General features: G+C 63.9%; 20 protein-coding genes, 2 tRNA genes and 1 rRNA gene. 14 read left to right on the forward strand and 9 right to left on the reverse strand.

The window, feature by feature from the left end:
- Window positions 1-128 precede the first annotated feature (128 nt).
- From BB934_RS09440 to BB934_RS09450, 3 genes are all read right to left on the reverse strand, one after another.
- Window positions 129-204: transfer RNA gene (locus BB934_RS09440), tRNA-Ala, on the reverse strand.
- Between the two features lie 24 nt (window positions 205-228).
- Window positions 229-305: transfer RNA gene (locus BB934_RS09445), tRNA-Ile, on the reverse strand.
- Window positions 306-482: 177 nt separating this feature from the next.
- A 16S ribosomal RNA gene (locus tag BB934_RS09450) occupies window positions 483-1,969 on the reverse strand.
- 596 nt (window positions 1,970-2,565) lie between these two features.
- Here BB934_RS09450 and BB934_RS09455 point away from each other — a divergent pair.
- Together BB934_RS09455 and BB934_RS09460 are read left to right on the forward strand one after the other, a co-directional pair.
- On the forward strand, window positions 2,566-4,602 hold the full coding sequence (locus BB934_RS09455; RefSeq protein WP_099509400.1) for a M23 family metallopeptidase: 2,037 nt from the start codon (window positions 2,566-2,568) through the stop codon (window positions 4,600-4,602).
- A 6-nt stretch (window positions 4,603-4,608) separates the two neighbouring features.
- Window positions 4,609-5,526, forward strand: a complete 918-nt coding sequence (locus BB934_RS09460) for an AEC family transporter (RefSeq protein WP_099509401.1) — start codon at window positions 4,609-4,611, stop codon at window positions 5,524-5,526.
- Between the two features lie 95 nt (window positions 5,527-5,621).
- On the opposite strand, the gene gluQRS is transcribed toward BB934_RS09460, so the two are convergent.
- Entirely contained in the window at window positions 5,622-6,494 is an 873-nt protein-coding gene (gene gluQRS, locus BB934_RS09465; RefSeq protein WP_099509402.1) for a tRNA glutamyl-Q(34) synthetase GluQRS, read from the reverse strand.
- A gap of 29 nt (window positions 6,495-6,523) precedes the next feature.
- Between gluQRS and BB934_RS09470 the strand changes: the two genes are divergently transcribed.
- Both BB934_RS09470 and BB934_RS09475 read left to right on the forward strand, forming a co-directional pair.
- Window positions 6,524-7,168, forward strand: a complete 645-nt coding sequence (locus tag BB934_RS09470; RefSeq protein WP_099509403.1) for a DNA-3-methyladenine glycosylase family protein — start codon at window positions 6,524-6,526, stop codon at window positions 7,166-7,168.
- 23 nt (window positions 7,169-7,191) lie between these two features.
- On the forward strand, window positions 7,192-7,875 hold the full coding sequence (locus BB934_RS09475) for an alpha/beta hydrolase (protein ID WP_099509404.1): 684 nt from the start codon (window positions 7,192-7,194) through the stop codon (window positions 7,873-7,875).
- Window positions 7,876-7,963: 88 nt separating this feature from the next.
- On the opposite strand, the gene BB934_RS09480 is transcribed toward BB934_RS09475, so the two are convergent.
- Together BB934_RS09480 and BB934_RS09485 are read right to left on the reverse strand one after the other, a co-directional pair.
- Window positions 7,964-8,734: an HpcH/HpaI aldolase family protein gene (locus tag BB934_RS09480; protein ID WP_099509405.1), complete on the reverse strand. Its 771-nt coding sequence runs from the start codon at window positions 8,732-8,734 to the stop codon at window positions 7,964-7,966.
- A gap of 50 nt (window positions 8,735-8,784) precedes the next feature.
- A complete protein-coding gene (locus tag BB934_RS09485) occupies window positions 8,785-9,108 on the reverse strand; it encodes a DUF1476 domain-containing protein (RefSeq protein WP_099512716.1) in 324 nt (107 codons plus the stop codon).
- A gap of 237 nt (window positions 9,109-9,345) precedes the next feature.
- Here BB934_RS09485 and purC point away from each other — a divergent pair, with 237 nt between their 5' ends.
- From purC to BB934_RS09525, 8 genes are all read left to right on the forward strand, one after another.
- Window positions 9,346-10,140 carry a phosphoribosylaminoimidazolesuccinocarboxamide synthase gene (gene purC, locus BB934_RS09490; RefSeq protein WP_099509406.1) on the forward strand — a complete coding sequence of 265 codons (795 nt, stop codon included), beginning with the start codon at window positions 9,346-9,348 and terminating at the stop codon, window positions 10,138-10,140.
- Window positions 10,141-10,245: 105 nt separating this feature from the next.
- Window positions 10,246-10,782, forward strand: a complete 537-nt coding sequence (locus tag BB934_RS09495) for a hypothetical protein (protein WP_099509407.1) — start codon at window positions 10,246-10,248, stop codon at window positions 10,780-10,782.
- 66 nt (window positions 10,783-10,848) lie between these two features.
- On the forward strand, window positions 10,849-11,088 hold the full coding sequence (gene purS / locus BB934_RS09500) for a phosphoribosylformylglycinamidine synthase subunit PurS (RefSeq protein WP_099509408.1): 240 nt from the start codon (window positions 10,849-10,851) through the stop codon (window positions 11,086-11,088).
- Between the two features lie 7 nt (window positions 11,089-11,095).
- The gene (purQ, locus tag BB934_RS09505) at window positions 11,096-11,794 is read left to right on the forward strand and encodes a phosphoribosylformylglycinamidine synthase subunit PurQ (protein WP_099509409.1); all 699 of its coding nucleotides are present in this window, start codon (window positions 11,096-11,098) and stop codon (window positions 11,792-11,794) included.
- A gap of 21 nt (window positions 11,795-11,815) precedes the next feature.
- Window positions 11,816-14,026, forward strand: coding sequence for a phosphoribosylformylglycinamidine synthase subunit PurL (gene purL, locus BB934_RS09510; RefSeq protein ID WP_099509410.1), 2,211 nt, complete (start codon window positions 11,816-11,818; stop codon window positions 14,024-14,026).
- 26 nt (window positions 14,027-14,052) lie between these two features.
- Entirely contained in the window at window positions 14,053-14,289 is a 237-nt protein-coding gene (locus BB934_RS09515) for a BolA family protein (protein WP_099509411.1), read from the forward strand.
- Between the two features lie 43 nt (window positions 14,290-14,332).
- Window positions 14,333-14,668: a Grx4 family monothiol glutaredoxin gene (gene grxD / locus BB934_RS09520; RefSeq protein ID WP_099512717.1), complete on the forward strand. Its 336-nt coding sequence runs from the start codon at window positions 14,333-14,335 to the stop codon at window positions 14,666-14,668.
- Between the two features lie 189 nt (window positions 14,669-14,857).
- Entirely contained in the window at window positions 14,858-15,172 is a 315-nt protein-coding gene (locus BB934_RS09525; protein WP_099509412.1) for a hypothetical protein, read from the forward strand.
- Between the two features lie 209 nt (window positions 15,173-15,381).
- On the opposite strand, the gene tlpA is transcribed toward BB934_RS09525, so the two are convergent.
- Window positions 15,382-16,029 carry a thiol:disulfide interchange protein TlpA gene (gene tlpA, locus BB934_RS09530; protein ID WP_173909436.1) on the reverse strand — a complete coding sequence of 216 codons (648 nt, stop codon included), beginning with the start codon at window positions 16,027-16,029 and terminating at the stop codon, window positions 15,382-15,384.
- A gap of 202 nt (window positions 16,030-16,231) precedes the next feature.
- Here tlpA and lptM point away from each other — a divergent pair, with 202 nt between their 5' ends.
- Both lptM and lysA read left to right on the forward strand, forming a co-directional pair.
- A complete protein-coding gene (gene lptM / locus BB934_RS09535) occupies window positions 16,232-16,477 on the forward strand; it encodes an LPS translocon maturation chaperone LptM (RefSeq protein ID WP_099509413.1) in 246 nt (81 codons plus the stop codon).
- A 9-nt stretch (window positions 16,478-16,486) separates the two neighbouring features.
- Window positions 16,487-17,755, forward strand: coding sequence for a diaminopimelate decarboxylase (gene lysA, locus BB934_RS09540; protein ID WP_099509414.1), 1,269 nt, complete (start codon window positions 16,487-16,489; stop codon window positions 17,753-17,755).
- Between the two features lie 82 nt (window positions 17,756-17,837).
- Here the strand turns inward: lysA and BB934_RS50415 are convergent, their stop codons facing one another.
- Together BB934_RS50415 and BB934_RS09550 are read right to left on the reverse strand one after the other, a co-directional pair.
- A complete protein-coding gene (locus BB934_RS50415) occupies window positions 17,838-21,140 on the reverse strand; it encodes a cadherin domain-containing protein (RefSeq protein ID WP_162299151.1) in 3,303 nt (1,100 codons plus the stop codon).
- A 330-nt stretch (window positions 21,141-21,470) separates the two neighbouring features.
- The gene (locus tag BB934_RS09550) at window positions 21,471-23,114 is read right to left on the reverse strand and encodes a hypothetical protein (RefSeq protein ID WP_099509416.1); all 1,644 of its coding nucleotides are present in this window, start codon (window positions 23,112-23,114) and stop codon (window positions 21,471-21,473) included.
- Between the last annotated feature and the right edge of the window lie 237 nt (window positions 23,115-23,351).

A 23,351-nucleotide genomic window follows, 5' to 3' on the forward strand; every position in this document is an offset into this window, starting at 1 on the left:
TATGCTGCCTCTTTACGATTTCAAACATCCGCGCCGCCAAACCCGAGAAGGGCAGGGCACGAACCTCATGACATGATCCACGACCATGACGGATCATGGTCCATGGACACACCAAACATCAGGCATCGTGGTGGAGCCTGTCGGGATCGAACCGACGACCTGAAGCTTGCAAAGCTACCGCTCTCCCAGCTGAGCTAAGGCCCCTTGCTCAAACGAGCAGCACGATAATGGTGGGCCTGGGACGACTCGAACGTCCGACCTCACCCTTATCAGGGGTGCGCTCTAACCACCTGAGCTACAGGCCCAGTCGGCCATGACGAACAATCCCTGACGGGACCATCCCAGACCAACCGATGTTTGGATGTGAGAGAAGAGAAACGAAGACGGCAGCGTCCCGCATAGTGGGATCTGACTGATCCCTTGTGTTCAAAAGAGTTCCGATAGAACCGGCATGACGCCGCTTCGTAAGAGAACATCCTTAGAAAGGAGGTGATCCAGCCGCAGGTTCCCCTACGGCTACCTTGTTACGACTTCACCCCAGTCGCTGACCCTACCGTGGTCGCCTGCCCCCTTGCGGTTGGCGCAGCGCCGTCGGGTAAGACCAACTCCCATGGTGTGACGGGCGGTGTGTACAAGGCCCGGGAACGTATTCACCGTGGCGTTCTGATCCACGATTACTAGCGATTCCGCCTTCATGCACTCGAGTTGCAGAGTGCAATCCGAACTGAGACGGCTTTTTAGGATTAGCTCCCCCTCGCGGGTTCGCTGCCCTTTGTCACCGCCATTGTAGCACGTGTGTAGCCCAGCCCGTAAGGGCCATGAGGACTTGACGTCATCCCCACCTTCCTCTCGGCTTATCACCGGCAGTCCCCCTAGAGTGCCCAACCAAATGATGGCAACTAGGGGCGAGGGTTGCGCTCGTTGCGGGACTTAACCCAACATCTCACGACACGAGCTGACGACAGCCATGCAGCACCTGTGTTCCCGCCAGCCGAACTGAAGGATGCCGTCTCCGGCACCCATACGGGACATGTCAAAGGCTGGTAAGGTTCTGCGCGTTGCTTCGAATTAAACCACATGCTCCACCGCTTGTGCGGGCCCCCGTCAATTCCTTTGAGTTTTAATCTTGCGACCGTACTCCCCAGGCGGAATGCTTAAAGCGTTAGCTGCGCCACTGACGAGCAAGCTCGCCAACGGCTGGCATTCATCGTTTACGGCGTGGACTACCAGGGTATCTAATCCTGTTTGCTCCCCACGCTTTCGCGCCTCAGCGTCAGAACCGGACCAGTAAGCCGCCTTCGCCACTGGTGTTCTTGCGAATATCTACGAATTTCACCTCTACACTCGCAGTTCCACTTACCTCTTCCGGTCTCAAGCTCTACAGTATCGAAGGCAATTCTGTGGTTGAGCCACAGGCTTTCACCCCCGACTTATAAAGCCGCCTACGCGCCCTTTACGCCCAGTGATTCCGAACAACGCTAGCCCCCTTCGTATTACCGCGGCTGCTGGCACGAAGTTAGCCGGGGCTTCTTCTTCCGGTACCGTCATTATCGTCCCGGACGAAAGAGCTTTACAACCCTAAGGCCTTCATCACTCACGCGGCATGGCTGGATCAGGCTTGCGCCCATTGTCCAATATTCCCCACTGCTGCCTCCCGTAGGAGTTTGGGCCGTGTCTCAGTCCCAATGTGGCTGATCATCCTCTCAGACCAGCTACTGATCGTCGCCTTGGTGGGCCATTACCCCACCAACTAGCTAATCAGACGCGGGCCGATCCTTCAGCGATCAATCTTTCTGCTCTCGCACGTATCCGGTATTAGCCCAAGTTTCCCTGGGTTATCCCGAACTGAAGGGCACGTTCCCACGCGTTACTCACCCGTCTGCCACTCACCCCGAAGGATGCGTTCGACTTGCATGTGTTAAGCCTGCCGCCAGCGTTCGTTCTGAGCCAGGATCAAACTCTCAAGTTGAAGAATTTGATCTCGACTAAATCTCTACGCAAATTGACAGAGTGCACCCAATCTCCAGGTTTCCCCGGAAACGGTGTACTCACCAAAGCATAGACATGGTCGATATTCTTAACGATCGTTCATCGAACGATCCGCAAGGACACCGCCGCCTACGCTTCTCTTCCCCTCTCAACAATGTCAAAGAGCAAATGTCTCACCCGGAGACAAAAGAGCACTTCCGCAGAACAGACTTTATTCCCGACCGAAGTCGGGCGAAAAGCCCGGGCTCTGTGGAAGTTCTTGACGCCGTTCGCGTTAGCGGCGGCGTCGATGGGCGGTATATAGGCCGAACCCCTTTGGCCTGTCAACGTGCTTGTGAAAGTTTTTTGACAGTGCTTGTCAGTCGGCGTCGGCAGCTGTGCCGCACAGGATTTTCCGGCCTCTGCCTCACTGCGGACACAGTGCGGCACGAAGCAGAGCAGCCTCGGGTGCCTCTCTTGTTAAGGAGTTGGCATCCTGTCCAAGCTTATCTATGACCTGTGCGGTTGTCGTCTCTTGTGCTAGATGGCGTCTAGTGTCTGCGACGGCAACCCCGCATCGACACCAGACAGAGATCAATGAGCCAACCTCCCCGCGATGACAGACGTGGCAGAGCCTCCCGAAGGGAAGCTTCGCATCTGTCGTCCGGCATCGATCTCGGACACGAGCCGCCCCTGAACGCCAGTGGCGGCGCAGCTTCCGAGGTCGACAAATGGGAGGTGAACCTGCGCTGGCTCGGCGCCAGCATTCTCACCGGCTTCACCGGGGCCGCCCTAATCGGAGCCTCCATCTATATTGCCCTCGAGGGCGCGACGACCTCCGCCATCCCGCCGGAGCGCGCCGCTCTCGGCACCCGCTTTGCCTCCGACGGGGATGAGGAGCGGGCCTCGAACGTCGCCCGCAAGGCCGACCGGCTCAATATGTCGGATCACACCGCCTCCGCCCGTCAGAGCTTCAAGGCTCCGATGACGATCCGCAACGGCGAGCGCGAGGCGATCAAGGTCCGGCACTTCGTGCGCGTGGCCACGAATCTCTCCTTAAGCGCCGGCACCTATGCCGCCGATATCCCGCCCTTCAACCCCCTCCGGCTCTTCGCCGAGGGCATGGACGAGCAGCGGGTCGAGCCGGCGCCTGAAGTGGCCGACGCCGATGTCTCTGTCCTGCGGCGGGATCTTGCCCTCGTCGCCATCGAGGCGAGCGCGCCTTCCCTGACGGACGGCGACGTGCTCGCCATCCTCGAGGAGGAGCGCCGGGTCTTCAACGAGGCGGGACGCCGGACTTCCGTGCCGATCCCTGCCCAGCAGATGCTGTCACGGACCTTGCGGCAGCCCGATGGGCTCGGCGATGCCCTGGGCTATGCCCGCGTCGTCGATGCGCCCTTCAGCACGATCGAGGTGCGGGTCGTGCCCGAGAACGTGACCGAGCTGCCGAAGATCGACCAGAAGACCGCCACTCCCCTCGTCGAGGAGCGCGACCTCATCCTCCGCAAGGGCGAAACGCTCGAGACCGCCCTGCGCAGCTATGGTGCCACCCCTGAGCAGATCGCAGCCATCACCGCAGCTCTGGCGGCCCGGATCAAGGTCGAGAGCCTGACCGAGGGCCAGCGGCTGCGCATCCTGATCGCGCCCGGACCGCGCCTCGGCGATCCCAGGCAGATCGTGCGCGTCATCACCTTCGGCGAGCGCGGGATCGAGGGCATCGCGGCCACGAACGACCGCGGCGTCTTCGTGTCCGTCATGCCTCCCATGGACGAATCGAACCGCCAGGTGGCCGAAGTTTCCGAGGAAGAGGGCGAGGACGACCGGCGCGGCGGCGTGCGCCTCTACGAGAGCCTCTACGAGACGGCGCTCAAGAATGACCTGCCGCGCCAGACCGTGAACGAGCTCGTGCGCATCTTCGGCTACGACGTCGATTTCCAGCGCCGCGTCAGCCAGGGCGATTCCTTCGAGGTCTTCTTCGGCTCAGACGACGAAAACGGAGCGCCCGAAGTCCTCTACGCCTCCCTGACCGTGGGCGGCGAGGCGCGCCGGGTCTACCGCTACCAAGGCGAGGACGGCTCGATCGACTTCTTCGACGAATCCGGCCGCTCGCTCAAGAAATTCCTGATCCGCAAGCCGATCGCCGACGGCATCCTGCGCTCGGGCTTCGGATCGCGCTTCCACCCGATCCTCGGCTATTCGCGGCCCCATACCGGCGTCGACTGGGCCAACCGGGTCGGCACCCCGATCATCGCCGCCGGCAACGGCACGGTGCTCAAGTCCGAATGGGATTCGGGCTATGGCCGCCGGGTCGAGCTGCAGCACACCAACGGCTACGTGACCGCCTATTCCCACATGTCCAGCTTCGCCAAGGGCATCGCGCCCGGCAAGCGGATCCAGCAGGGCCAGGTGATCGGCTATGTCGGCAATTCCGGCCTCTCGACCGGCCCCCACCTCCATTACGAGGTGATCATCAACGGCAGCTTCGTCGACCCGCTGAAGATCCGCCTGCCGCGCGGACGCGAGCTCGAGGGCCGCGGGCTGGTTGAGTTCAAGCGCCAGCGCGAGCAGGTCAACGAGCTGATGGCGCATAGCATGGCCTCGGCCAGCCTCTCCCAACGGGCAGAGCTGCGATAGGCCTCGATGCTTGACCTTCTCGCGATCGTGCTGCCGGTCTTCGGTCTGATCGGCATTGGCTATGTCGCGCGACAGACGGGCTTCATCTCCGAACGGGTGGGCGAAGGCCTGTCCGAATTCGTGTTCACCCTGTCCCTGCCCTGTCTGATCTTCCGCACCCTCGTCCGCGCCGAAATCCCAGCCGTCCAGCCCTGGGGCTACTGGATCGCCTATTTCGTCGGCGTCGCCGCAGTCTGGTTCCTGGCGACCGGGATCGGCAGGCGCTTCTTCGGCCTCAAGGGCATCCCCGCCGTCGTGGCCGGATTCGCGACCGGCCAGGCGAATACCGTCTTCGTCGGCGTGCCGATGATCCTCAAGGCCTATGGCGATGAAGGGGCCGTGCCGCTCTTCCTGCTGATCGCCGTCCACCTGCCGGTCACGATGACGCTGGCGACGATCCTGGCCGAGGGGCGCCGGGCCTCGCCCCTGCTGATCGTCCGCCGTCTTCTCACCCATCCCATCGTCGTCGGGATCCTGGCGGGGTCGATCTGCCGACCGGTTGCGGCCTATGTGCCGGCACCGGCCTGGCAGGTGATGGACCTGCTGGCGAGCGCCGCCGTTCCCTGCGCCCTGATCTCCATGGGCATCGCACTGCGCCGCTACGGCCTGCAGATGGGCTGGAAGCTGCCGACGGTGATCTCCTTCCTCAAGCTCATCGTACATCCGCTCATTGTGCTGCTGCTCGCCACTTACGTCTTCCCCATGCCGCCGGTCTGGGCGGGGGTCGCCGTGCTCTTCGCGTCCTGTCCATCGGGCATCAACGCCTATCTCTTCGCAGAGCGCTACGGGGAGGGTGTCGCCCTTGCTTCGAGCGCCATCACCCTGTCGACGGCGCTTGCCCTGGGCACGACCCTGATCTGGCTGCGCGTGCTCGGCATCGGGTAAGACCTAGAGCTGTTTCCACTGATGTGGAATCACCTCTCTTGTTTGGTTTGCCGCATTTTTGACGGCGAACCGGAGCCACTTCGCCGAAAAATGCTCTAAAATCCGAGGCGCTGCCGGATCGCCTGCGGGTCGAGACCCGCGGCGCGGGCCTCCGCCAGGGAGGTCGACTGGCGGCTTTTCGCCAGCTTGTCGCCGGTCTGATCGAGCACAAGCCCATGGTGATGATAGAGCGGCGTCGGCAGGCCGAGCAGGGTCTGGAGCAGCACGTGGAGATCGGTCGCCGCTTCGAGATCCTGGCCGCGGACCACATGGGTGATCCCCTGGAGGGCGTCGTCCAACACCACGGAGAAGTGATAGCTCGTCGGCGTCTCCTTGCGCACGACCACCGTATCGCCCCAGCGCCAGGGATCCGCGGCGACGATCTCTTCCCTGCCCTCGCGATCGAAGCGCCGGTAGCGATAAGGTCCAGGCAGCATCCGCTGCAGCTGCGCACTGTCGAGGCGCCAGGCGTGAGGCTCACCGCTCGCGATGCGCCGCTCCGCCTCCTCATCGGACAGGTTTCGGCAGGTGCCCGGATAGAGCGGCGTCCCATCGGGATCGCGCGGCCAGGGACGATCGGTCTCTGTCTCCTGGCAGGCGATCGCAGCCGTGATCTCCTTGCGGGAGCAGAAGCAGGGATAGACCGCTCCCCTCTCCTTCAGCCTCAGGAAAGCGGCACGGTAGTCGGAAAAATGCTCAGACTGCCGGCGGACGGGGCTCTCCCAGACGAGACCGAGCCAGGCCAGGTCCTCATAGATCGCGGCCTCGAATTCGGGACGACAGCGTGCGATATCGATATCTTCGATGCGCAGGAGAAACCGGCCGCCGAAACGCTTGGCGAAATCGGCGTTGAGCAGGGCGGAATAGGCGTGGCCCAGATGAAGCCGCCCGTTCGGGCTGGGAGCGAATCGAAAAACCGGCTTCGTCACGGGAGCCTGCAGTTGAAAGGGACGACGACATGGCCACCCTCCTCGAAACGGATGCGGTTCTCAAGAGGGGGCTCGATGCGCTGACCGAAGCCGATCCCGTGATGGCCGATCTCGCGGCGCAGGGAGTCGTGCCCCAGTTGCGCAAGCGTCCGCCGGGTTTCGAGGGCCTCGCCTGTATCGTGGTCGGGCAGCAGGTCTCGACTGCCAGCGCGACGGCGATCTGGAACCGGCTTCGGCAGCGTCTCGAACCCGCGACCCCGGAGGTGTTTCTCCGGCTGTCCGACGAGGATCTGCGCGCGGCCGGGCTCTCCGCCGGAAAGGTCAGGACGCTGCGTGCCGTCGCGACGGACATCGTCGAAGGGCGGCTCCCGCTCGACCGGCTTCCCGATCTTCCTGCGGACGAAGCCCACGATCTGCTCACGCGGGTGAAGGGGATCGGCCCCTGGACGGCCGACGTCTACCTGCTGTTCTGCCTCGGCCACCCGGATGCCTTCCCGAGCGGGGATCTCGCCGTTCAGGAGGCCGCCCGCCTTGCCTATGGCCTCGAGCGGCGGCCGGACGCCAGGACCCTGACGGCTCTGGCCGAAAGCTGGCGTCCCTGGCGCGGCGTTGCCGCCAAGGTGCTCTGGGCCTATTACCGGACGGTCAAGGCGCGGGAAGGCGCCCCGACCTGACAGGAACGATCGGGAGACGCTTCATGGCCATGATCGATGGACCCCGCCTTGCGCCGAAATCCGGGACGGCGAGGCAGCTCGTCGTCCTCCTGCACGGACTCGGCGCGGATGGGAACGATCTGATCGCGCTCGGGCAGCAATGGCAGGGCTGGCTGCCGGATGCGGCCTTCGCCGCGCCGCATGCGCCCGATCCCTGCAGCAATGTGCCGATGGGGCGGGAGTGGTTTCCGCTCACCCTGACCGATCCGCGGGAGTTCTGGCGTGGCGTGACCTATGCGGCGCCAGGCCTCGACGCCTTCCTGGACCGGGAACTGGCCCGATATTCCCTGCCGCCCTCGCAGCTCGCCCTCGTCGGCTTCAGCCAGGGCGCGATGATGGCGCTGCATCTGGGCTTGCGCGGGCGGAATGCTCCGGCCGCCATCGTCGGCTATTCGGGCCTGCTGGTGCTGGAAGACAGAGCGGGGCCGGACAGCCTCAAGCCGATGGCGGGGTCGACGCCGCCGATCCTGCTGATCCATGGCGACCGGGACGACGTGGTGCCGGTTGAGATGTTCTTCTTCTCAAAGGCTGCTCTCGGCGCCGCCGAGATCCCCTGCCAATGGCACCTTTCGGCCGGCCTCGGCCACGGCATCGATGAGGAGGGTCTGAGGCAGGGCGGCCTCTTTCTGGCGCAGGCCTTCGGCCTTCCCTCCCCTGTGCAGGGCTAGAGCTGTTTCCACTTGCGTGGAATCATCTCTCTTCTTTGATTTGCCGCATTTTTTGACGGCGAACCGGATCCACTTCGCCAAAAATGCTCTAGGCCCGCGCGGCGGCGAGTGCGGCGTGAGCTCCGGCTTTGAGCATGGAGATATCGCTGCCGATGGAGACCATATGGAAGCCTTTGCGGGCGAGCTCCGCCGCCCGCGCACCCGACACAGCGTAGATCGCCGCGAGCTTGTTCGCGGCCTTCGCCCGTGACAGGGCATGGTCCAGGGCCTTCTCGACTTCGGCGCCGGTGGGATCGAGGCCCTTGCCGCCGGAGAGCGCGATGGACAGGTCGGAGGGGCCGATGAAGATCCCGTCGATCCCGGGCACGGCCAGGATGTCGTCCACGATGGCGAGCGCCTCGCGGGTCTCGATCATGGCAAAGGTGACCGTGAGGCCGTTGGCCTTGCTCAGATATTCGCCGGCCTCGAGTCCGGAGAGGGAGAGCGCCCCATAGGCGCCCCAGCTGCGCTCGCCCGTGGGCGGGAATTTGGTGAAGCCTGCCAGTCGCCCGGCATCCTCGACGGTGTTGATCATTGGGGCGATCACGCCGGAGACGCCGGCATCGAGGTAGCGCGAGGCGGATGCGAAATCCCCGACCGGGATGCGGACGAGGGCGGGCTTTCCCACCGCCACGACCAGCGGAATGGCCTGGAGCACGGCGGCGAAGTCGATGGAACCATGCTGCACGTCCAGGACCACCGCATCGAACGGCTCGCGGGCCAGGATCCCGGCCGTCGCCGGGTCGGGGAGACCGCACCAGGCTGTCAGAAGCGGTGCGCCGCTTTTCAGGCGCTCGGGGAAGGACGGATCGGTCAGCATGATGCCCTTATCGGTGAGTTCTGGACGTCACGAAGGTGAAGATAGGCCGTTTACCGGCCTACCTTGACCTCCTCGATCGCACGTTCGGTCAGCTGGACCAGCTTGGCCTTGAGCTCGGCCTCGTCCGCCGTTTTGCCAGCCCCCTCCAGATCCTTGTAGGCCTTGCGCAGGACATCCGCATCGCCGGCCTCCTCGAAATCGGCGAGAACGACGCTCTTGGCATAGGTCTCGGCCTCATCTCCCGTCTTGCCCAGACGGTCGGCGACCCAGAGACCGAACAGCTTGTTGCGGCGCGCGGTAGCCTTGAAGCGCAGATCCTCGTCATGGGCGAACTGCTTCTCGAAGGCATTCCTGCGGTCGTCGAAAGCGGTCATCTTGTCGTTCTCCTGAACCATGGGGCCTTCATGCGATATAAGGGCGCACTCGCGCAGATGCCAGACGCTCCCCATCTGGAAGAAGGTGCTTTTACCGGGTTGCCCCCGGCGGCCCTCTGCCCGCGTTGTGCTTGCCCAAGGGATCGGATAGGTTGCCCATGGAGCGAACGCCGGTGAAAAGCCGCGCATACGCCAGCCGCGGATCTTAAAAATGACCATCCCCAGGAGCCACGGCACATGGATTTTCTCAAACCACGGTACACGCCTATGAATCGTCGCCGCCGCATCTATGAGGGCAAGGCGAAGGTCCTATATGAGGGCCCTGAACCCGGTACGCTGATCCAGCACTTCAAGGACGACGCGACCGCCTTCAATGCCAAGAAGCATGAAGTGATCGACGGCAAGGGTGTGCTCAACAACCGGATCTCGGAATACCTATTCCAGCATCTGAACGAGATCGGCATCCCGACCCACTTCATCCGCCGCCTGAACATGCGCGAGCAGTTGATTCGCGAGGTGGAGATCATTCCACTTGAAGTGGTGGTCCGGAACGTGGCGGCGGGCTCGCTCGCCACCCGTCTCGGGATCGAGGAGGGCACCCAGCTCCCTCGCTCGATCATCGAATTCTATTACAAGAACGATGCCCTGAACGACCCGATGGTGTCGGAGGAGCACATCACGGCCTTCGGCTGGGCCTCGCCCCAGGAGATCGACGACATCATGGCGCTCGCCATCCGGGTCAACGACTTCCTCTCCGGCCTCTTCCTCGGCGTCGGCATCCGCCTCGTCGACTTCAAGCTGGAGACGGGTCGTCTCTGGGAGGGCGAGTTGATGCGCATCGTCGTCGCCGACGAGATCTCCCCGGATTCCTGCCGCCTCTGGGACATCAAGTCCAAGGACAAGCTCGACAAGGACCGGTTCCGCCGGGACATGGGCGGGCTGGTCGAAGCCTATTCCGAAGTGGCCCGCCGCCTCGGCATCCTGGCCGAGAACGAGAACCCGGTCACGGGCGGGCCCCGCCTCGTGCAGTAAGCCTGCCTTGCCATTAGCGATGCGAAAGCCCGGCTCCGTTGCCGGGCTTTTCTTTGGCGCAGGCGGCTATTCCCCTTCCCCCGGTTTCCTGCATAGATTGGCCTCATGCCCGTCCGCCTGTTGCGTTCCTGCGCCCTGATCCTGGTCCTTGCCCTGACCCTTGCCAGCTGCGGCTACATTCCCCGGCAGGTCGCCGGCCTCTCGGCGGATACGTCTTGGGATGCCCTGCCCTTGCGGAAATGGCTGGCGGAAGACCGGGCCGAGCCGGTTGCGCTGTCCTTCTGCGCTCCTCCGGAATGCGGTCCCGGCCTCGCGGTCAGCGTCATTCGCCTGACGGGCAAGGACGCGGACATCACGGACGCGCTTCTGAAGGACCCGGAGCGGCTGGCCCGCGCCCTGCGCTCGCCCGCCGGCCGCGAGAGGCCGGTGAAGACCCGGATCACGGTCGAGCGCCTGAATGACCCCTATCCGGGCTTTGCCATCGATCTCGCCCCGGCCGACGGCAGCAAGCGGCCGGCCTATGGCGCCGCCTTCGGCCGACGGGAGGGCGAGGCCCTGGCCGTCGTTCTGGTGATCGGCGAAGCCCAGGATGCCGTGCTCGCAACGGCCCGAGACGTGGCTGCCCGTGAATTGGGCTCCTGAAGGCGTTGTCTCTTGCGCCTAATGGCTTTATGGCGTTGGGCACATTCCAAACAGCCCGAGGCCTCCATGAAAGCGCGTGTCACCGTGACCCTCAAGAACGGCGTTCTCGACCCCCAGGGCAAGGCCATCGAAGGCGCGCTCAAATCCCTCGGCGTCGAGGGCATCGACGGCGTGCGCCAGGGCAAGGTCTTCGACATAGAGCTCGGAACCGCCGACAAGTCCCAGGCCGAGGCCCAACTCAAGGCTGCCTGCGAAAAGCTGCTCGCCAATACGGTGATCGAGAATTACCGCGTCGAGATCGCGTGAGGCTTCCATGAAATCCGCTGTCATCGTCTTCCCCGGCTCCAATCGCGAAGGCGATGTGCTGCGGGCGCTCCAATCGGCCGGCTCCAACGTGGAGAAGGTCTGGCATGCCGAGACCGAATTGCCGAAAGGTACCGACCTCGTGGTCCTGCCCGGCGGCTTCTCCTACGGCGATTATCTGCGCTGCGGGGCGATTGCCGGCCGCGCGACCGTGATGGATGCGGTCCGCGCGCATGCGGCGCGCGGCGGGCTTGTGCTCGGCATCTGCAACGGCTTCCAGATCCTGTGCGAATCCGGGCTTCTTCCCGGCATCCTGATGCGCAACGCCAACCTCAAGTTCATCTGCCATCGCCAGTTCCTGCGCGTCGAGCGCAACGACACCGCCTTCACCCGAGCCTATGCCAAGGGCCAGGCCATCGATGTCTGCGTCGCGCATGGCGAGGGCAACTACACGGCCGACGAAGAGACCCTGAAGCGGCTCGAAGGCGAAGGGCTGGTGGCCTTCCGCTATTCCGATGCCCAGGGCCACATCACGCAGGATGCCAACCGCAACGGCTCGATGAATTCGATCGCGGGAATCTATTCGGACAAGCTCAACGTGCTCGGCATGATGCCCCACCCGGAAAATCTGATCGAGGACCTTGTGGGCGGCACCGACGGGCGCGGCCTGTTCGAGAGCCTCGTGTCGTCCTTCCCCCGCGCCGCCTGATTTCGAAAGCACGAGATAACGATGATCCGCAACGACGTCGCCATCACCCCGGAGCTGGTCAAGGAGCACGGGCTTAAAGCCGATGAATACGAGCGCTTCGTGAACCTGATCGGCCGCGAGCCGACCATCACGGAGCTCGGCATCGTCTCCGCCATGTGGAACGAGCATTGCTCGTACAAGTCCTCGCGCATCCATCTGCGCGGCCTGCCGACGAAAGCGCCGTGGGTCATCCAGGGCCCCGGCGAGAACGCCGGCGTGATCGATATCGGCGATGGCTTGGCCTGCATCTTCAAGATGGAGAGCCACAACCACCCGTCCTTCATCGAGCCCTATCAGGGGGCGGCGACGGGCGTCGGCGGGATCCTGCGCGACGTGTTCACCATGGGCGCGCGGCCCATCGCATCGCTCAACTTCCTGCGCTTCGGCGAGCCGGATCATCCCAAGACCGCGCATCTGGTCTCGGGCGTGGTCGCCGGCATCGGCGGCTACGGCAATTCCTTCGGCGTGCCCACCGTCGGCGGAAGTGTGGGCTTCGACAAGCGCTACAACGGCAACATCCTCGTCAACGCCATGGCGGTCGGCCTCGCGCGCACCGACGAGATCTTCTACGCCAAGGCCACGGGCGTCGGAAACCCGATCGTCTATCTCGGCTCGAAGACCGGCCGCGACGGCATCCATGGCGCGACCATGGCCTCGGCCGAATTCGACGACGCGTCCGAGGAGAAGCGCCCGACCGTGCAGGTCGGCGATCCCTTCGCCGAGAAGCTCCTGTTGGAGGCCTGCCTCGAGCTCATGAAATCGGGCTCGGTGATCGCGATCCAGGACATGGGCGCGGCGGGGCTGACCAGCTCCGCGGTCGAGATGGGCGCCAAGGGCAATCTCGGCGTCGAGCTCGACCTCGACAAGGTGCCCTGCCGCGAGGAGGGCATGAGCGCCTACGAGATGATGCTCTCGGAAAGCCAGGAGCGCATGCTCATGGTGCTCAAGCCCGGCATGGAGAAACAGGCCGAGGCGATCTTCCACAAATGGGGCCTGGACTTCGCCATCATCGGCAAGACCACCGATACGCTTCGGTTCGTGATCAAGCACCAGGGCGAGGTGAAGGCGGATCTGCCGATCAAGGAACTGGGCGACGAGGCTCCTCTCTACGACCGTCCCCATGTGGCAAGCCCGAAACAGCCGGTGATCGCGCCCGACAGCGTGAAGGCCCCGATCTCCGAGGCCGAGGCGCTCCTGAAGCTCGTGGGCTCCCCGGACCAGTGCTCCAAGCGCTGGGTCTGGGAGCAATACGACCACCTGATCCTCGGCAACACGGTCCAGACGCCCGGCGGCGATGCCGCCGTCGTGCGCGTGGAGGACGGCCCGAAGGGCCTGGTGCTCACCACCGACGTGACGCCGCGCTATTGCGAGGCCGATCCCTTCGAGGGCGGCAAGCAGGCGGTGGCGGAGGCCTGGCGCAACATCACCGCCGTCGGCGGCCTGCCTCTCGCCATCACCGACAACCTCAACTTCGCCAGCCCCGAGCGGCCGGAATCCATGGGTCAGTTCGTCGGCTGCGTGAAAGGCATCGGCGAGGCCTGCAAGGCGCTCGACTTCCCGGTCGTCTCCGGAAATGTCTCCCTCTACAACGAGACCAACGGCCAGGGCATCCTGCCGACCCCCGCCATCGGCGGCGTCGGCCTTGTCGACGACGTGACGGTCAATGCGTCCATCGCCTTCAAGAACGAGGGCGAGGTCGTCATCCTCATCGGCGAAACGCAAGGGTGGCTCGGCCAGTCGATCTACCTGCGCGACGTCTGCGGCCGTGAGGAAGGCGCTCCGCCGCCGGTCGACCTGGTCCAGGAAAAGCGCAACGGCGAGTTCGTGCGCCAGCTCATCCGCTCCGGCCAGGTCACGACGGTCCATGACGTCTCGGACGGCGGCGTTGCTCTGGCCCTGGCGGAGATGGCGATGGCCGGCAGCATGGGCGCAGACATTGCGGCCGCGCCCGAGAACCTGCCGCTCCATGCCTTCCTCTTCGGCGAGGATCAGGCCCGCTATCTGCTCGCGGCCGATCAGGATATCGCCGCGGACATCCTCTACGAGGCCGGGGCCATCGGCATTCCGGCCGCCATGCTCGGCGTCACCGGCGGCGATGCGTTGATTCTGCCGGGCCGGCAGGCCATATCCGTGAAGCAATTGAAGGCGACGCACGAAGCCTGGCTGCCGAACTACATGACCGGCAAGTCTTGATCGGAAAGCCTTGAGGAGTTTGATCCATGCCGATGGATTCGCGAGACATCGAAAGCCTGATCAGGGCCGCCCTTCCCGATGCGGTGGTCGAGATCAAGGACCTGGCCGGCGACGGCGATCATTATGCCGCCACCGTCACCTCCTCCGCCTTCAAGGGGAAGTCGCGGGTTCAGCAGCACCAGATGGTCTATGCAGCGCTGCAAGGACGCATGGGTGGCGTGCTGCACGCCCTTGCATTGACGACCGTGGCACCCGACAATTGAGAACGAACCCGGCGCCTTGACCGCCGGGACCAAGGAGCATTCCATGACCGACGCCCATCAGGTGATCGACACCGAAGTGAAGTCCAACGACGTCGTGCTGTTCATGAAGGGCACGCCGCAATTCCCCATGTGCGGGTTCTCGGGCCAGGTGGTCCAGATCCTCAACTATCTCGGCGTGCCGTATAAGGGCGTCAACGTGCTCGAGAACGAGGGCATCCGTCAGGGAATCAAGGATTATTCCAACTGGCCGACCATTCCCCAGCTCTACGTGAAGGGCGAATTCGTCGGCGGCTGCGACATCACCCGCGAGATGTTCCAGGCCGGCGAGCTGCAGCAGCTCTTTACCGACAAGGGCATCCAGGTGCAGCAGAGCGCCTGAAGGCATTCCAGCCGACGAGATCGAGGCGGGGCTTGGCCCCGCCTTTTTCGTTTGAGCCCTCGCCAGAAGGAGGGCGTCTTATGTCGCATTCCTTAAACGGCTTAGTTTCCGGCACAATGATCTGTGCTGGACGCAACAGAAAAGCCGCTCGACACAGAATAAGAAGGAGCGGTGAGAAGGGGCTCTTTCATGATCGAACCCGAGACCAACATCATCGCCTTCAAGCCGCGGACGAGCGTGGCGCATCATCCGAAGAGCCTCATGGAGCGGATCTACGCCGCAGGCTCGCTCTCCATCCGGGCCGATGACCGCGCCACCAAGATGGCCGCCACGATGCTGCAGGCCTTGGGGTTCCTGGTGATCGAGGAGATCCTGGCCGACGGCACCCCGCGCCGCCTCCAGCGTGGCGAGGCCAGACAGGCCATGGACCGCCCCTGGCGCCTCTCCAAGCCGGCCTTCTCCGGCAAGATCGGGGTTCCGGACGGCGGGGCCCTGCCAGTCTGAGAGCCCTCAGCCTAAGGGGCTGGCTTATCATCATCATGAGGCGCAGGAGCCTTCTCCCTCCCCCTTGTGGGGAGGGCCGGGGCGGGGGTGTTTCCGCCACACATTGATGGCTATCGCTCACACTTCCACCTCCAACTCCTCCCCACAAGGGGGAGGAGGGTCGCCCGCGCTTTTATGAGCAAGCCTTTAAGAAGCGGCGGCGAGACAGCTTAAGACCGTCCCAAGGCCGCCTTCATGAAGGCGACCGCGTCCGGCGAGGACCATTCGGCCGGCCCTTTCAGCAGCGCGATCTCGCAGCCCGAGCCGTCGACCACGAAGGTGGTCGGCAGGCCGACCACATGGCCGGATTTCTGCAGCACCTGCAGCAGCTTGCCTTCGGGATCGGCGTGATAGGCCAGGTTCCCGATCCCATTCTCCCGCAGCCAGGCCTTCGGCTTGTCGCGGTTGCGGGTGTCCACGTTGATGGCGACCACCTGGAAGTCGGGACCGCCCAACTCCGCCTGGAGCTTGTCGAGGGCCGGCATCTCCTCCCGGCAGGGCACGCACCAGGTCGCCCAGAGATTGACCAGGATGGTCTTGCCCTTGAAATCGGCAAGGCTCATCGGCTGCCCCTCCGGGCCGGCGAAGGCGATGACCGGCGGCGGCTTGGGAGCGCCGCTCACGCCGACGGCCGCCACCTCGCCCTTGGCCAGCGGCTTCAGCCGCTCGGCCGTCGCCTTCGAGGCGCGGCACTCGGCCGTTACGGAGGCCATGGGATCATGAGGTGCAAGGCCGTACCAGGCAGCGCCGGCACTGAGGAGGGCAACGGCGGCCAAGCCGGCCAGCCAGGTTTTTCGGGATTTGGCAGCGTTCGACATCGCCCGTCATGTGGCGCGTTTTCGGCAAAGCCTCAAGCCCCGGCCGCCGGAACGCCCCGCCGGAAGCCTTCACGAAAGCGTTGATCCGGCCCCCGCCCAAGACCCGGTTTTGCCTCCAGCCGCGCGCTTCGTCGGGTGCAAAAAAGCCGGGTCCACTTTTCCGCACGATGCGTTATGGTGCGGCCACGTTTCGGAGTGTCTGATGTCGTCCAGCCTGACTTTTCCCCGCGCGGTTCTGGTTGCGGGCCTTCTCGTTCTCGCTCTCGCCGCGTGCGGCCGCCGCGGCGCGCTTGAGCCGCCGCCGGACGCCTCGGCCCAGGCCGACACCCAGATGCAGACCCCGATGAGCGATTCCACCCTGCCCTCCCCGGTCGGCACGCCTCGCTCCTCGGCGCGGCAGGGCTACACGATTCCGAACAAGCCCTTTATCCTCGACCCGTTGCTCTAGGCCTTTTCGATGCACCATTTCGCCTATCGTAAGGGCGTCCTCCACGCGGAGGGCGTCGACCTGCGCCGCCTCGCGGATGAGGTCGGAACCCCGTTCTATTGCTATTCCACCGCGACGCTCGAGCGGCACTACAAGGTCTTCGCCGAGGCCTTCGCCGATACGGACGCCCTCGTCTGCTACGCCATGAAGGCGAATTCCAACCAGGCCGTTCTCAAGACGCTGGGCCGCCTGGGCGCCGGCATGGACATCGTCTCCGAGGGCGAATTGCGCCGCGCACTTGCCGCCGGCGTACAGGCTAAGCGCATCGTGTTCTCGGGCGTCGGCAAGACGAGGCCCGAGATGGCCTTCGCGCTGGAGAGCGGCATCCTCTGCTTCAACGTGGAATCCGAGCCCGAGCTCGAAGCGCTCTCCGAGGTCGCAATCTCCAAGGGAACGCGTGCGCCGATCTCGATCCGCATCAACCCGGACGTGGACGCCAAGACCCACAAGAAGATCTCGACCGGCAAGTCGGAGAACAAGTTCGGCATTCCCATTGCCCGCGCCCGCGACGTCTATGCGCGGGCGGCCGCTCTCAAGGGGATCGAGGTCACCGGTGTCGACATGCATATCGGCAGCCAGATCACCGATCTCACCCCTTACGACAACGCCACCGCCCTTTTGGCCGAGCTCGCCCGCGACCTCATGGCCGACGGCCACAAGCTGCATCACATCGATCTCGGCGGCGGCCTCGGCGTGCCCTATCGCGAGGACAACGAGCCCCCGCCCGATCCGCAGGCCTATGCGGCGATCATCATGCGCCACACCAAGGATCTCGGCTTAAAACTCGTCTTCGAGATGGGCCGCATGATCGCCGGCAATGCGGGCGTGCTCGTCGCGCGTGTCATCTATGTGAAGCAAGGCGCCGACAAGCCCTTCGTGATCGTGGACGCGGCGATGAACGACCTCATCCGCCCGACGCTCTATGACGCCCATCACGACATCAGGACGGTTGTCGAGGCCTCGCCCGACACGCCGCGCATCGTCGCCGACGTGGTCGGCCCGGTCTGCGAGACCGGCGATTATCTCGCCCTCTCCCGCGACATGCCCGCAGTCAAGGCCGGCGATCTCATCGCCATCATGACTGCCGGCGCCTATGGCGCGGTGCAGGCCAACACCTACAACACGCGCCTGCTCGTGCCCGAGGTGCTGGTCAACGGCGACGACCACGCGGTCGTGCGCCCACGTCCCAGCTACGACGAGCAGATCGGCCTCGACCGGATTCCGGGCTGGCTGGGCTGAAGCCGGCTAACGACACCAGCGCCCACGCATGAAAAACCCGGCGAGAGGATCGCCGGGTTTTGTGTTTGGGTCACTGCCCGACTTAAATTGCGAAGAAGTCCGACACGCTGACCTTCTGGTTCTTGGTCAGAGTGGCGATCTTGACCTGCGCGCTGCGTCCTGTGCCGTCGGCGTCGTAATAGAGCGCGCCGGTAGCCTTGTCGTAAATGATCCGATCCGAGGAATCGTGCGCGGCCTTACCGGTCCAGAACATGTCCGCCTTCAGCTTGGCGGGCCGCGCCTCGGTTCCCGTCTCGCCTATCTTCGTGAACACCGCGTTATCGAGCCAGATCGTATCGTCCTTCGCCGAGAAGTCGCTGACGCGATCCACGTTGCTTGACTTGTTCGGCTTGGTATTGAAGACGAAGAAGTCGCGGCCGCCGTTGCCCGTGAGTACATCGTTACCGAGGCCGCCGAAGATCGTGTCGTTGCCGAGGCCGCCCGACAGGCTGTCCTTCGCCGCACCGCCGGCGATGCGATCGCCCGCGGCGGTGCCTGCGGTGCGCTCCGGATTGATGTCGCCGACGGCGACCGTCACGATGCTGTCATTCGACAAGCCACGAGCGTCGGTGGCGCGGATGGTGAAGGTGTGGGACCGCGCCTGCTCGAAGTCGAGCCCGACGCCGTTCGCCACTTCGAGCTTGTTGCCGTTGAGTCGGAAGGCATCGCTCGCTCCGATGAGCGCATAGCTGACGGTGTCTCCCTGGTTCGGATCCGTCGCCGCGAGCGTGCCGACAAGCGTTCCAGTCGCCGAAAGTTCCGCCACGCTGCTCGCGGAGAGCGTGAGCACGGGCGAGGCCGGCGCGCGGTTGGCGGTAACGGCATTGACGGTCACCTCGGCGGTCACGGCAGGATTGGAGGGATCAGTGGCGGTGAGGGTGAACACGGTCGTATGCACCGTGCCGATCGCGTCGGAGCGATCGGTCGGATTGAATTGGAGTGCGCGCAAATCGTCCGTGATGTCATCTTTATGAGCGGTGATCGTGTAGCGGCCCGCGGCCGCGTCATACGTTCCGAAATTCTTCGCGCCTAGCACCAGTCGCCCCTTCGCCGCGTCGAAGGTGACGACCACCGTCAGAAAATCGTCGTCATCGCTTACGCGCAGGTTGGCGAAGGGCGATAGCAGAGCCGTGTCGGCCCCGGTCGGCGCGGGACCCCTGTTCGTGATCGACGGCTGTGCATTCTCACCCTGTCCCAGCGGAACAATATCAACCGTCACCTGCGCCGTGGCAGTCGCGCCGATGCCGTCGGTAAGCGTGACCTCGACCTTGCGGTCGCGCATGTCGGGGTCGCTCGACAACGTGTTCTGATAGGTGGGCGCCCAAATCAGCGTTCGAACCTGATCGGCTGTGGCGCTGGCCAGGAAATCGATCTTGAGCCCCTCCGCGCCGCCTCCATTCTCGACGATGGTCCCGATCGCGGTGCCGTCCACGCGCACCGTAGTGCCGTCCAGGGTGATGCCGCCGGTGGCGACGATCAGGAGGCGGTCTTCGCCGACGACGCGGTTGGTGATCTTCACCGAGAGCGAGGAGAAGCGTTCGGTATCCTCGGTCACCGTCGCATTGCCGGCGAAGTCGAGCCTCACCGAGGTTCCGACAGCGGCAACCACGCCATCGCCGTCAAGATGAGAGATGACGGGCGGCGCGTTGGTATAGGTGACGCCGCCGAAGGTGATCTTGTCGAATCCCTGACGGAAGACCTGGATACGCTCATCGAGGGTGAGCGCGCCCGTGGTCAGGATCACCTCGTCCTCGCTGACATCGCCGAACATCCGCAGCGCAATCTGGGTTTCGTCGACCGTCACCCTCGCCGGGTCGGTCAGCTCGATGCGCTCGATACCGTTGATCGCGATGCCGCTCAGATCGAAGGCGTCCGCGCCCGACAGTTGCAGCACGTCGTTGCCATCACCGCCATTGATCGTCGCGATTCCGCTGAGGCGGGCGAGATCGGTGATGATGGTGTCCGCCCCGCCCGATCCCGCAATGATCTCGAAGCCGGCGAATGCCAGAGGCAGACGCAGATCGAGCGTCCCCGCCTCGATCATCTCCAGTGTATCGTTGCCGCCGCCGCCGTCGACGCGGTCGCCGTCGGACAATCCGCCCGCCCGGACCTGGAGCGTTTCACCGTCTACCGTCCCGCTCGCGATCTCGGCCGCCGACGTCAGCACGGCGGTGTCGGCGAGCGTGAAGACGCGTTGCGCAACGCCAGCATTCTCGTCGCCGCCCTGGTTGAAGTTCGACCAAGCCGACACCCAGCGTCCCTCGCCGAGATAGGCAGTGACGCCCTGCCGGTTCCATTCGCTGCCCAGCCAGGCCGCGATCGGAGTTTCGACACCTTGCGGATTGCCGTCGCTGTCGAAGCGACGCTGAAACACATCGAAGGCGGAGGAGAAGGTGACGACGAAGCCTCCGTCATCGAGCACCTCGACGGAAGCTTCGGTCTGGACACCCGCTTCCAAGGCGTTGATCCGGAGCGGCTGCGCGAACGCGGCTCGGCCCTGAGCATCGAATTTCTGCAGGAAGACGCCCTGTCCGTCCGCGTCCGGTCCGGACCAGACCACGAGGAAGCCGGTCCCATTCGGAAGAGCCTTGATGCTCGGCGCCGTAAAGGTCGTGGTCGCGACCGCGATGACGTGCTCGTCGGCCAAGACCGGATCGCCGTCGTCGTCCAGCATCTGCAGAACGACTTCGTAGGCCGCAGAGGAATTCGCCTTGCGGGTCCACACCACCGCGGCACCATCGTCAAGCGCAGCGACATCTGTCCCGCCGATCGCGAAGCTGGTGTCAGGGGAGACGCGCCGCTCCTCGGGGTTGCCGCCGCCATTGCGATATTGGGGCTCTCCATCGGCATTATATCGCTGCTGAAAGACCCGTCCCCCGCTATCCTTCCAGGTAATCAGCCATCCATCGTCGAGAATCGTCACTTTCGAGTCGCTCTGCCGGCCGACGGTCAGCGTGTTGACCTGTATGTTCGCCGCCGGTCCGCCAATGGGAAGGAGCGGGCTGCCATTCGCATCGAACCGCTGCATGAAGACATCAGCGTCGCCTGACGAGGCTCGCGTCCATGTCACGATCCAGCCGCCGTCGGGAAGGACCTGGACGGACGCGTTTTGACCGACGGCGCTTCCGGCCATGGCAAGATCGACCCGTTGCTCAGCGGCGAAGACCGGCACGCCGTCGCCGGTATAGACCTGCTGGTAGACGCCCGGCCCGTTCGGCCCGGGCCCGTCCCACGTGACGACCCAGCGTCCATTGCCCAAGGAGGCGATCGAGGGCTGTTCCTGATAGCCCTGCCCGGTCGTGTTGACGCGGATCTCGTTCCCCTGTCGGACTACCGTAAAAGCCATCGGCTTGCTCCCCATGTCTGACGCCTCGCACCCGCGGCATTCCAAAAGCAATGACCTCAGGTGAGAAAGACTTCCCACCACCTTAACAACTTATTATATCGTTTCAATATGCACTAAGGTTTTGGCGCCCAGATGCTCGAAGCCTCCGTTGCCTCACACAACTGCCACCGACTTTGGCTGGGTTGCTTCAATAGGGTAACGAGCCGGATGGGTGGTAGTATCGGATGGAGCGGCCTAAGCAGGTTCGAAGCTAGGACAGGCACTGAGGGTCAGACCAACCGCCGGAACGCTCACGTCACCCCATCCTAAGGAGGCCCCTCCTCCCTCTCCTCAAATCACGAAAAACTCCTTCGCCGTCAGCGCCAGACCCTTCTTCAGGCGGGCGATGTCGATGGCTTCCTTGGCGCCGGAGCCATCGACATCGTAGGAAAAGATGCCGGTCTTCTTGTCGTAGGTCAGGTAGTCGTTCTTGTCCTTGGCCTTGTCGCCGACCTTGAAGAAAGCCTTGTTCAGGGCCGCGGGCTTGGTGAGGGAGCCGGATTTGCCGAGCTTGGCGAAGACCTTGTTGTCGAGCCAGAGCGAGTCGTTCGGCACGTCGTAGTCCCAAATGCTGTCGACATTGGTCTTCTTGTTCGGTTTGGTGTCGAACACGAAGGTTTTCCTGCCGCCGTAAAGCCGGTCCTTGCCGGCGAGCCCCTTCACGATGTCGCTGCCTTTGCCGCCTTTCAGAATGTCGTTGCGGCTCGTCCCGGTGACCGTGTCGATCCGGTCGGTCAGGGCGATCTCGAAGGTGCCGCCGATCGTATGGGTGCCGTCGGAAACCGTCACGCTCACCCGGTGGTGGGTCGGATCCTCGTAATCGAGCACGACCCCGTCGCGGACGACGATGTCGTAGCCACCCTGCTCGTTCTCCAAAAGCGCGAACAGCTTCGCGCTTTCCGGGGACAGGGTGTAGGTCATCTCGTCGTTCTCGGGATCGATCGCGAGCAGCTTGCCGACGACGGTATCGCCCTGCGCGCCTTCGGCAACCTGGGCGGAGGTGAAGGTCAGAGCAGGCTCCTTGTTGACGAAGGTGAGGAAGAAGGTCTTCTCGACCTCGTTGAACCCATCCCCCGCAATGACGGCAAAGACCCTGTGCTCCGCTCTCGTGTAGTCGAGCGTTACGCCGGCCTTGACGAAGACGCCCCAGGTGCCGTCGGCGTTCTTGACGAGATCGAAAAGATCCTGGCCTTCGATCAGCTTGTAGGTGATGGCGTGACCGTCCGGATCCGTGGCGAGGAGCGTGCCGACACGCGTACCGCTCGGTGTGACTTGGCTGACGGGGATCGCCGTAAAATCGATCTCCGGCTCCAGGTTCTCCGAAAGGCTGAGATCGAAAGTGTCTTCATACGTGTCGCCGCCATGCGTGATTGTCAGGACGAAACGCTCGTGGGCGTCGTTCCCGAGCCTAAGCCCACCCGTGACCGACGGGTCGACGACCACGCTCCAGCTTCCATCCTTGTTGTCGACGAGATCGAAGACCTTTTCGCTGTCCTCCGACAGCTCATAAGTCACGATATCGCCCTCAGGATCCTCGGCGACGAGCCGGTAGACTTCCGTGCCGGGCAAGGCACCCTCATGCACGTCCCTCTCGTCGGGCGGAATGTAAGGCCGCTCGTTCACGTCGGCAATTTGGATCGCGAGCGGGGGCCCGTCGACCGTGGTGCCGCTGTTGCCCGTCGCCTTGATGGGAAGACCAAAAAACCGGGGTCCATCCTCATAATCGAACTCGGCTCCCGCCTTCACGACGAGTTCGAAGATCCCGTCTCGGTTCGTGTCGGCAATGGCGAAGTTCGGATCGTCCAGCGTAAAGGCAAAGGTCTCGCCGGCTTCGCCTCCGCTAACGCCGAGCGTGCCGAGAACGGTGCCCGCGTCCGCATCCTCCGGCAGGGTATTGAGAGGGGTGGTCGCGGACATGAAAACAATGGCAGCCATCAAACAGCCTGCGTGATAGTTATAACGTTAGATAACCGAACCATGTATCGATACTGACTTCATGAGGTCAAGCGGTTTCCCTCCCTTAACGGCAAGCCTGAGACTCGATCCCGGCTCCGGCCGTCCGGTCACCGCTTGTTGATGCGCTGTGCCCATTTGACGGCTGGTCATCCGGGGCTCGCGTGCTAGCTTTTCAAAAGGGGGACTGCACATTTCGTGCAGCGGGAGATGTTTGGC

Origin of the sequence: Microvirga ossetica, assembly GCF_002741015.1 — a bacterium.
Taxonomy (GTDB): domain Bacteria; phylum Pseudomonadota; class Alphaproteobacteria; order Rhizobiales; family Beijerinckiaceae; genus Microvirga; species Microvirga ossetica.

Bases quoted from the DNA above. Each gene is read 5' to 3' on its own strand.
- BB934_RS09550 (WP_099509416.1), bottom strand. From the start codon at position 23,114: ATGGCTGCCATTGTTTTCATGTCCGCGACCACCCCTCTCAATACCCTG.
- BB934_RS09495 (WP_099509407.1), top strand. From the start codon at position 10,246: ATGCCCGTCCGCCTGTTGCGTTCCTGCGCCCTGATCCTGGTCCTTGCC.
- purC (WP_099509406.1), top strand. From the start codon at position 9,346: ATGGATTTTCTCAAACCACGGTACACGCCTATGAATCGTCGCCGCCGC.
- BB934_RS09480 (WP_099509405.1), bottom strand. From the start codon at position 8,734: ATGCTGACCGATCCGTCCTTCCCCGAGCGCCTGAAAAGCGGCGCACCG.
- BB934_RS09525 (WP_099509412.1), top strand. From the start codon at position 14,858: ATGATCGAACCCGAGACCAACATCATCGCCTTCAAGCCGCGGACGAGC.
- lptM (WP_099509413.1), top strand. From the start codon at position 16,232: ATGTCGTCCAGCCTGACTTTTCCCCGCGCGGTTCTGGTTGCGGGCCTT.
- purL (WP_099509410.1), top strand. From the start codon at position 11,816: ATGATCCGCAACGACGTCGCCATCACCCCGGAGCTGGTCAAGGAGCAC.
- BB934_RS09455 (WP_099509400.1), top strand. From the start codon at position 2,566: ATGAGCCAACCTCCCCGCGATGACAGACGTGGCAGAGCCTCCCGAAGG.
- BB934_RS09475 (WP_099509404.1), top strand. From the start codon at position 7,192: ATGGCCATGATCGATGGACCCCGCCTTGCGCCGAAATCCGGGACGGCG.
- BB934_RS09515 (WP_099509411.1), top strand. From the start codon at position 14,053: ATGCCGATGGATTCGCGAGACATCGAAAGCCTGATCAGGGCCGCCCTT.
- lysA (WP_099509414.1), top strand. From the start codon at position 16,487: ATGCACCATTTCGCCTATCGTAAGGGCGTCCTCCACGCGGAGGGCGTC.
- BB934_RS09485 (WP_099512716.1), bottom strand. From the start codon at position 9,108: ATGACCGCTTTCGACGACCGCAGGAATGCCTTCGAGAAGCAGTTCGCC.
- tlpA (WP_173909436.1), bottom strand. From the start codon at position 16,029: ATGTCGAACGCTGCCAAATCCCGAAAAACCTGGCTGGCCGGCTTGGCC.
- purQ (WP_099509409.1), top strand. From the start codon at position 11,096: ATGAAATCCGCTGTCATCGTCTTCCCCGGCTCCAATCGCGAAGGCGAT.
- purS (WP_099509408.1), top strand. From the start codon at position 10,849: ATGAAAGCGCGTGTCACCGTGACCCTCAAGAACGGCGTTCTCGACCCC.
- BB934_RS50415 (WP_162299151.1), bottom strand. From the start codon at position 21,140: ATGGCTTTTACGGTAGTCCGACAGGGGAACGAGATCCGCGTCAACACG.
- grxD (WP_099512717.1), top strand. From the start codon at position 14,333: ATGACCGACGCCCATCAGGTGATCGACACCGAAGTGAAGTCCAACGAC.
- BB934_RS09460 (WP_099509401.1), top strand. From the start codon at position 4,609: ATGCTTGACCTTCTCGCGATCGTGCTGCCGGTCTTCGGTCTGATCGGC.
- BB934_RS09470 (WP_099509403.1), top strand. From the start codon at position 6,524: ATGGCCACCCTCCTCGAAACGGATGCGGTTCTCAAGAGGGGGCTCGAT.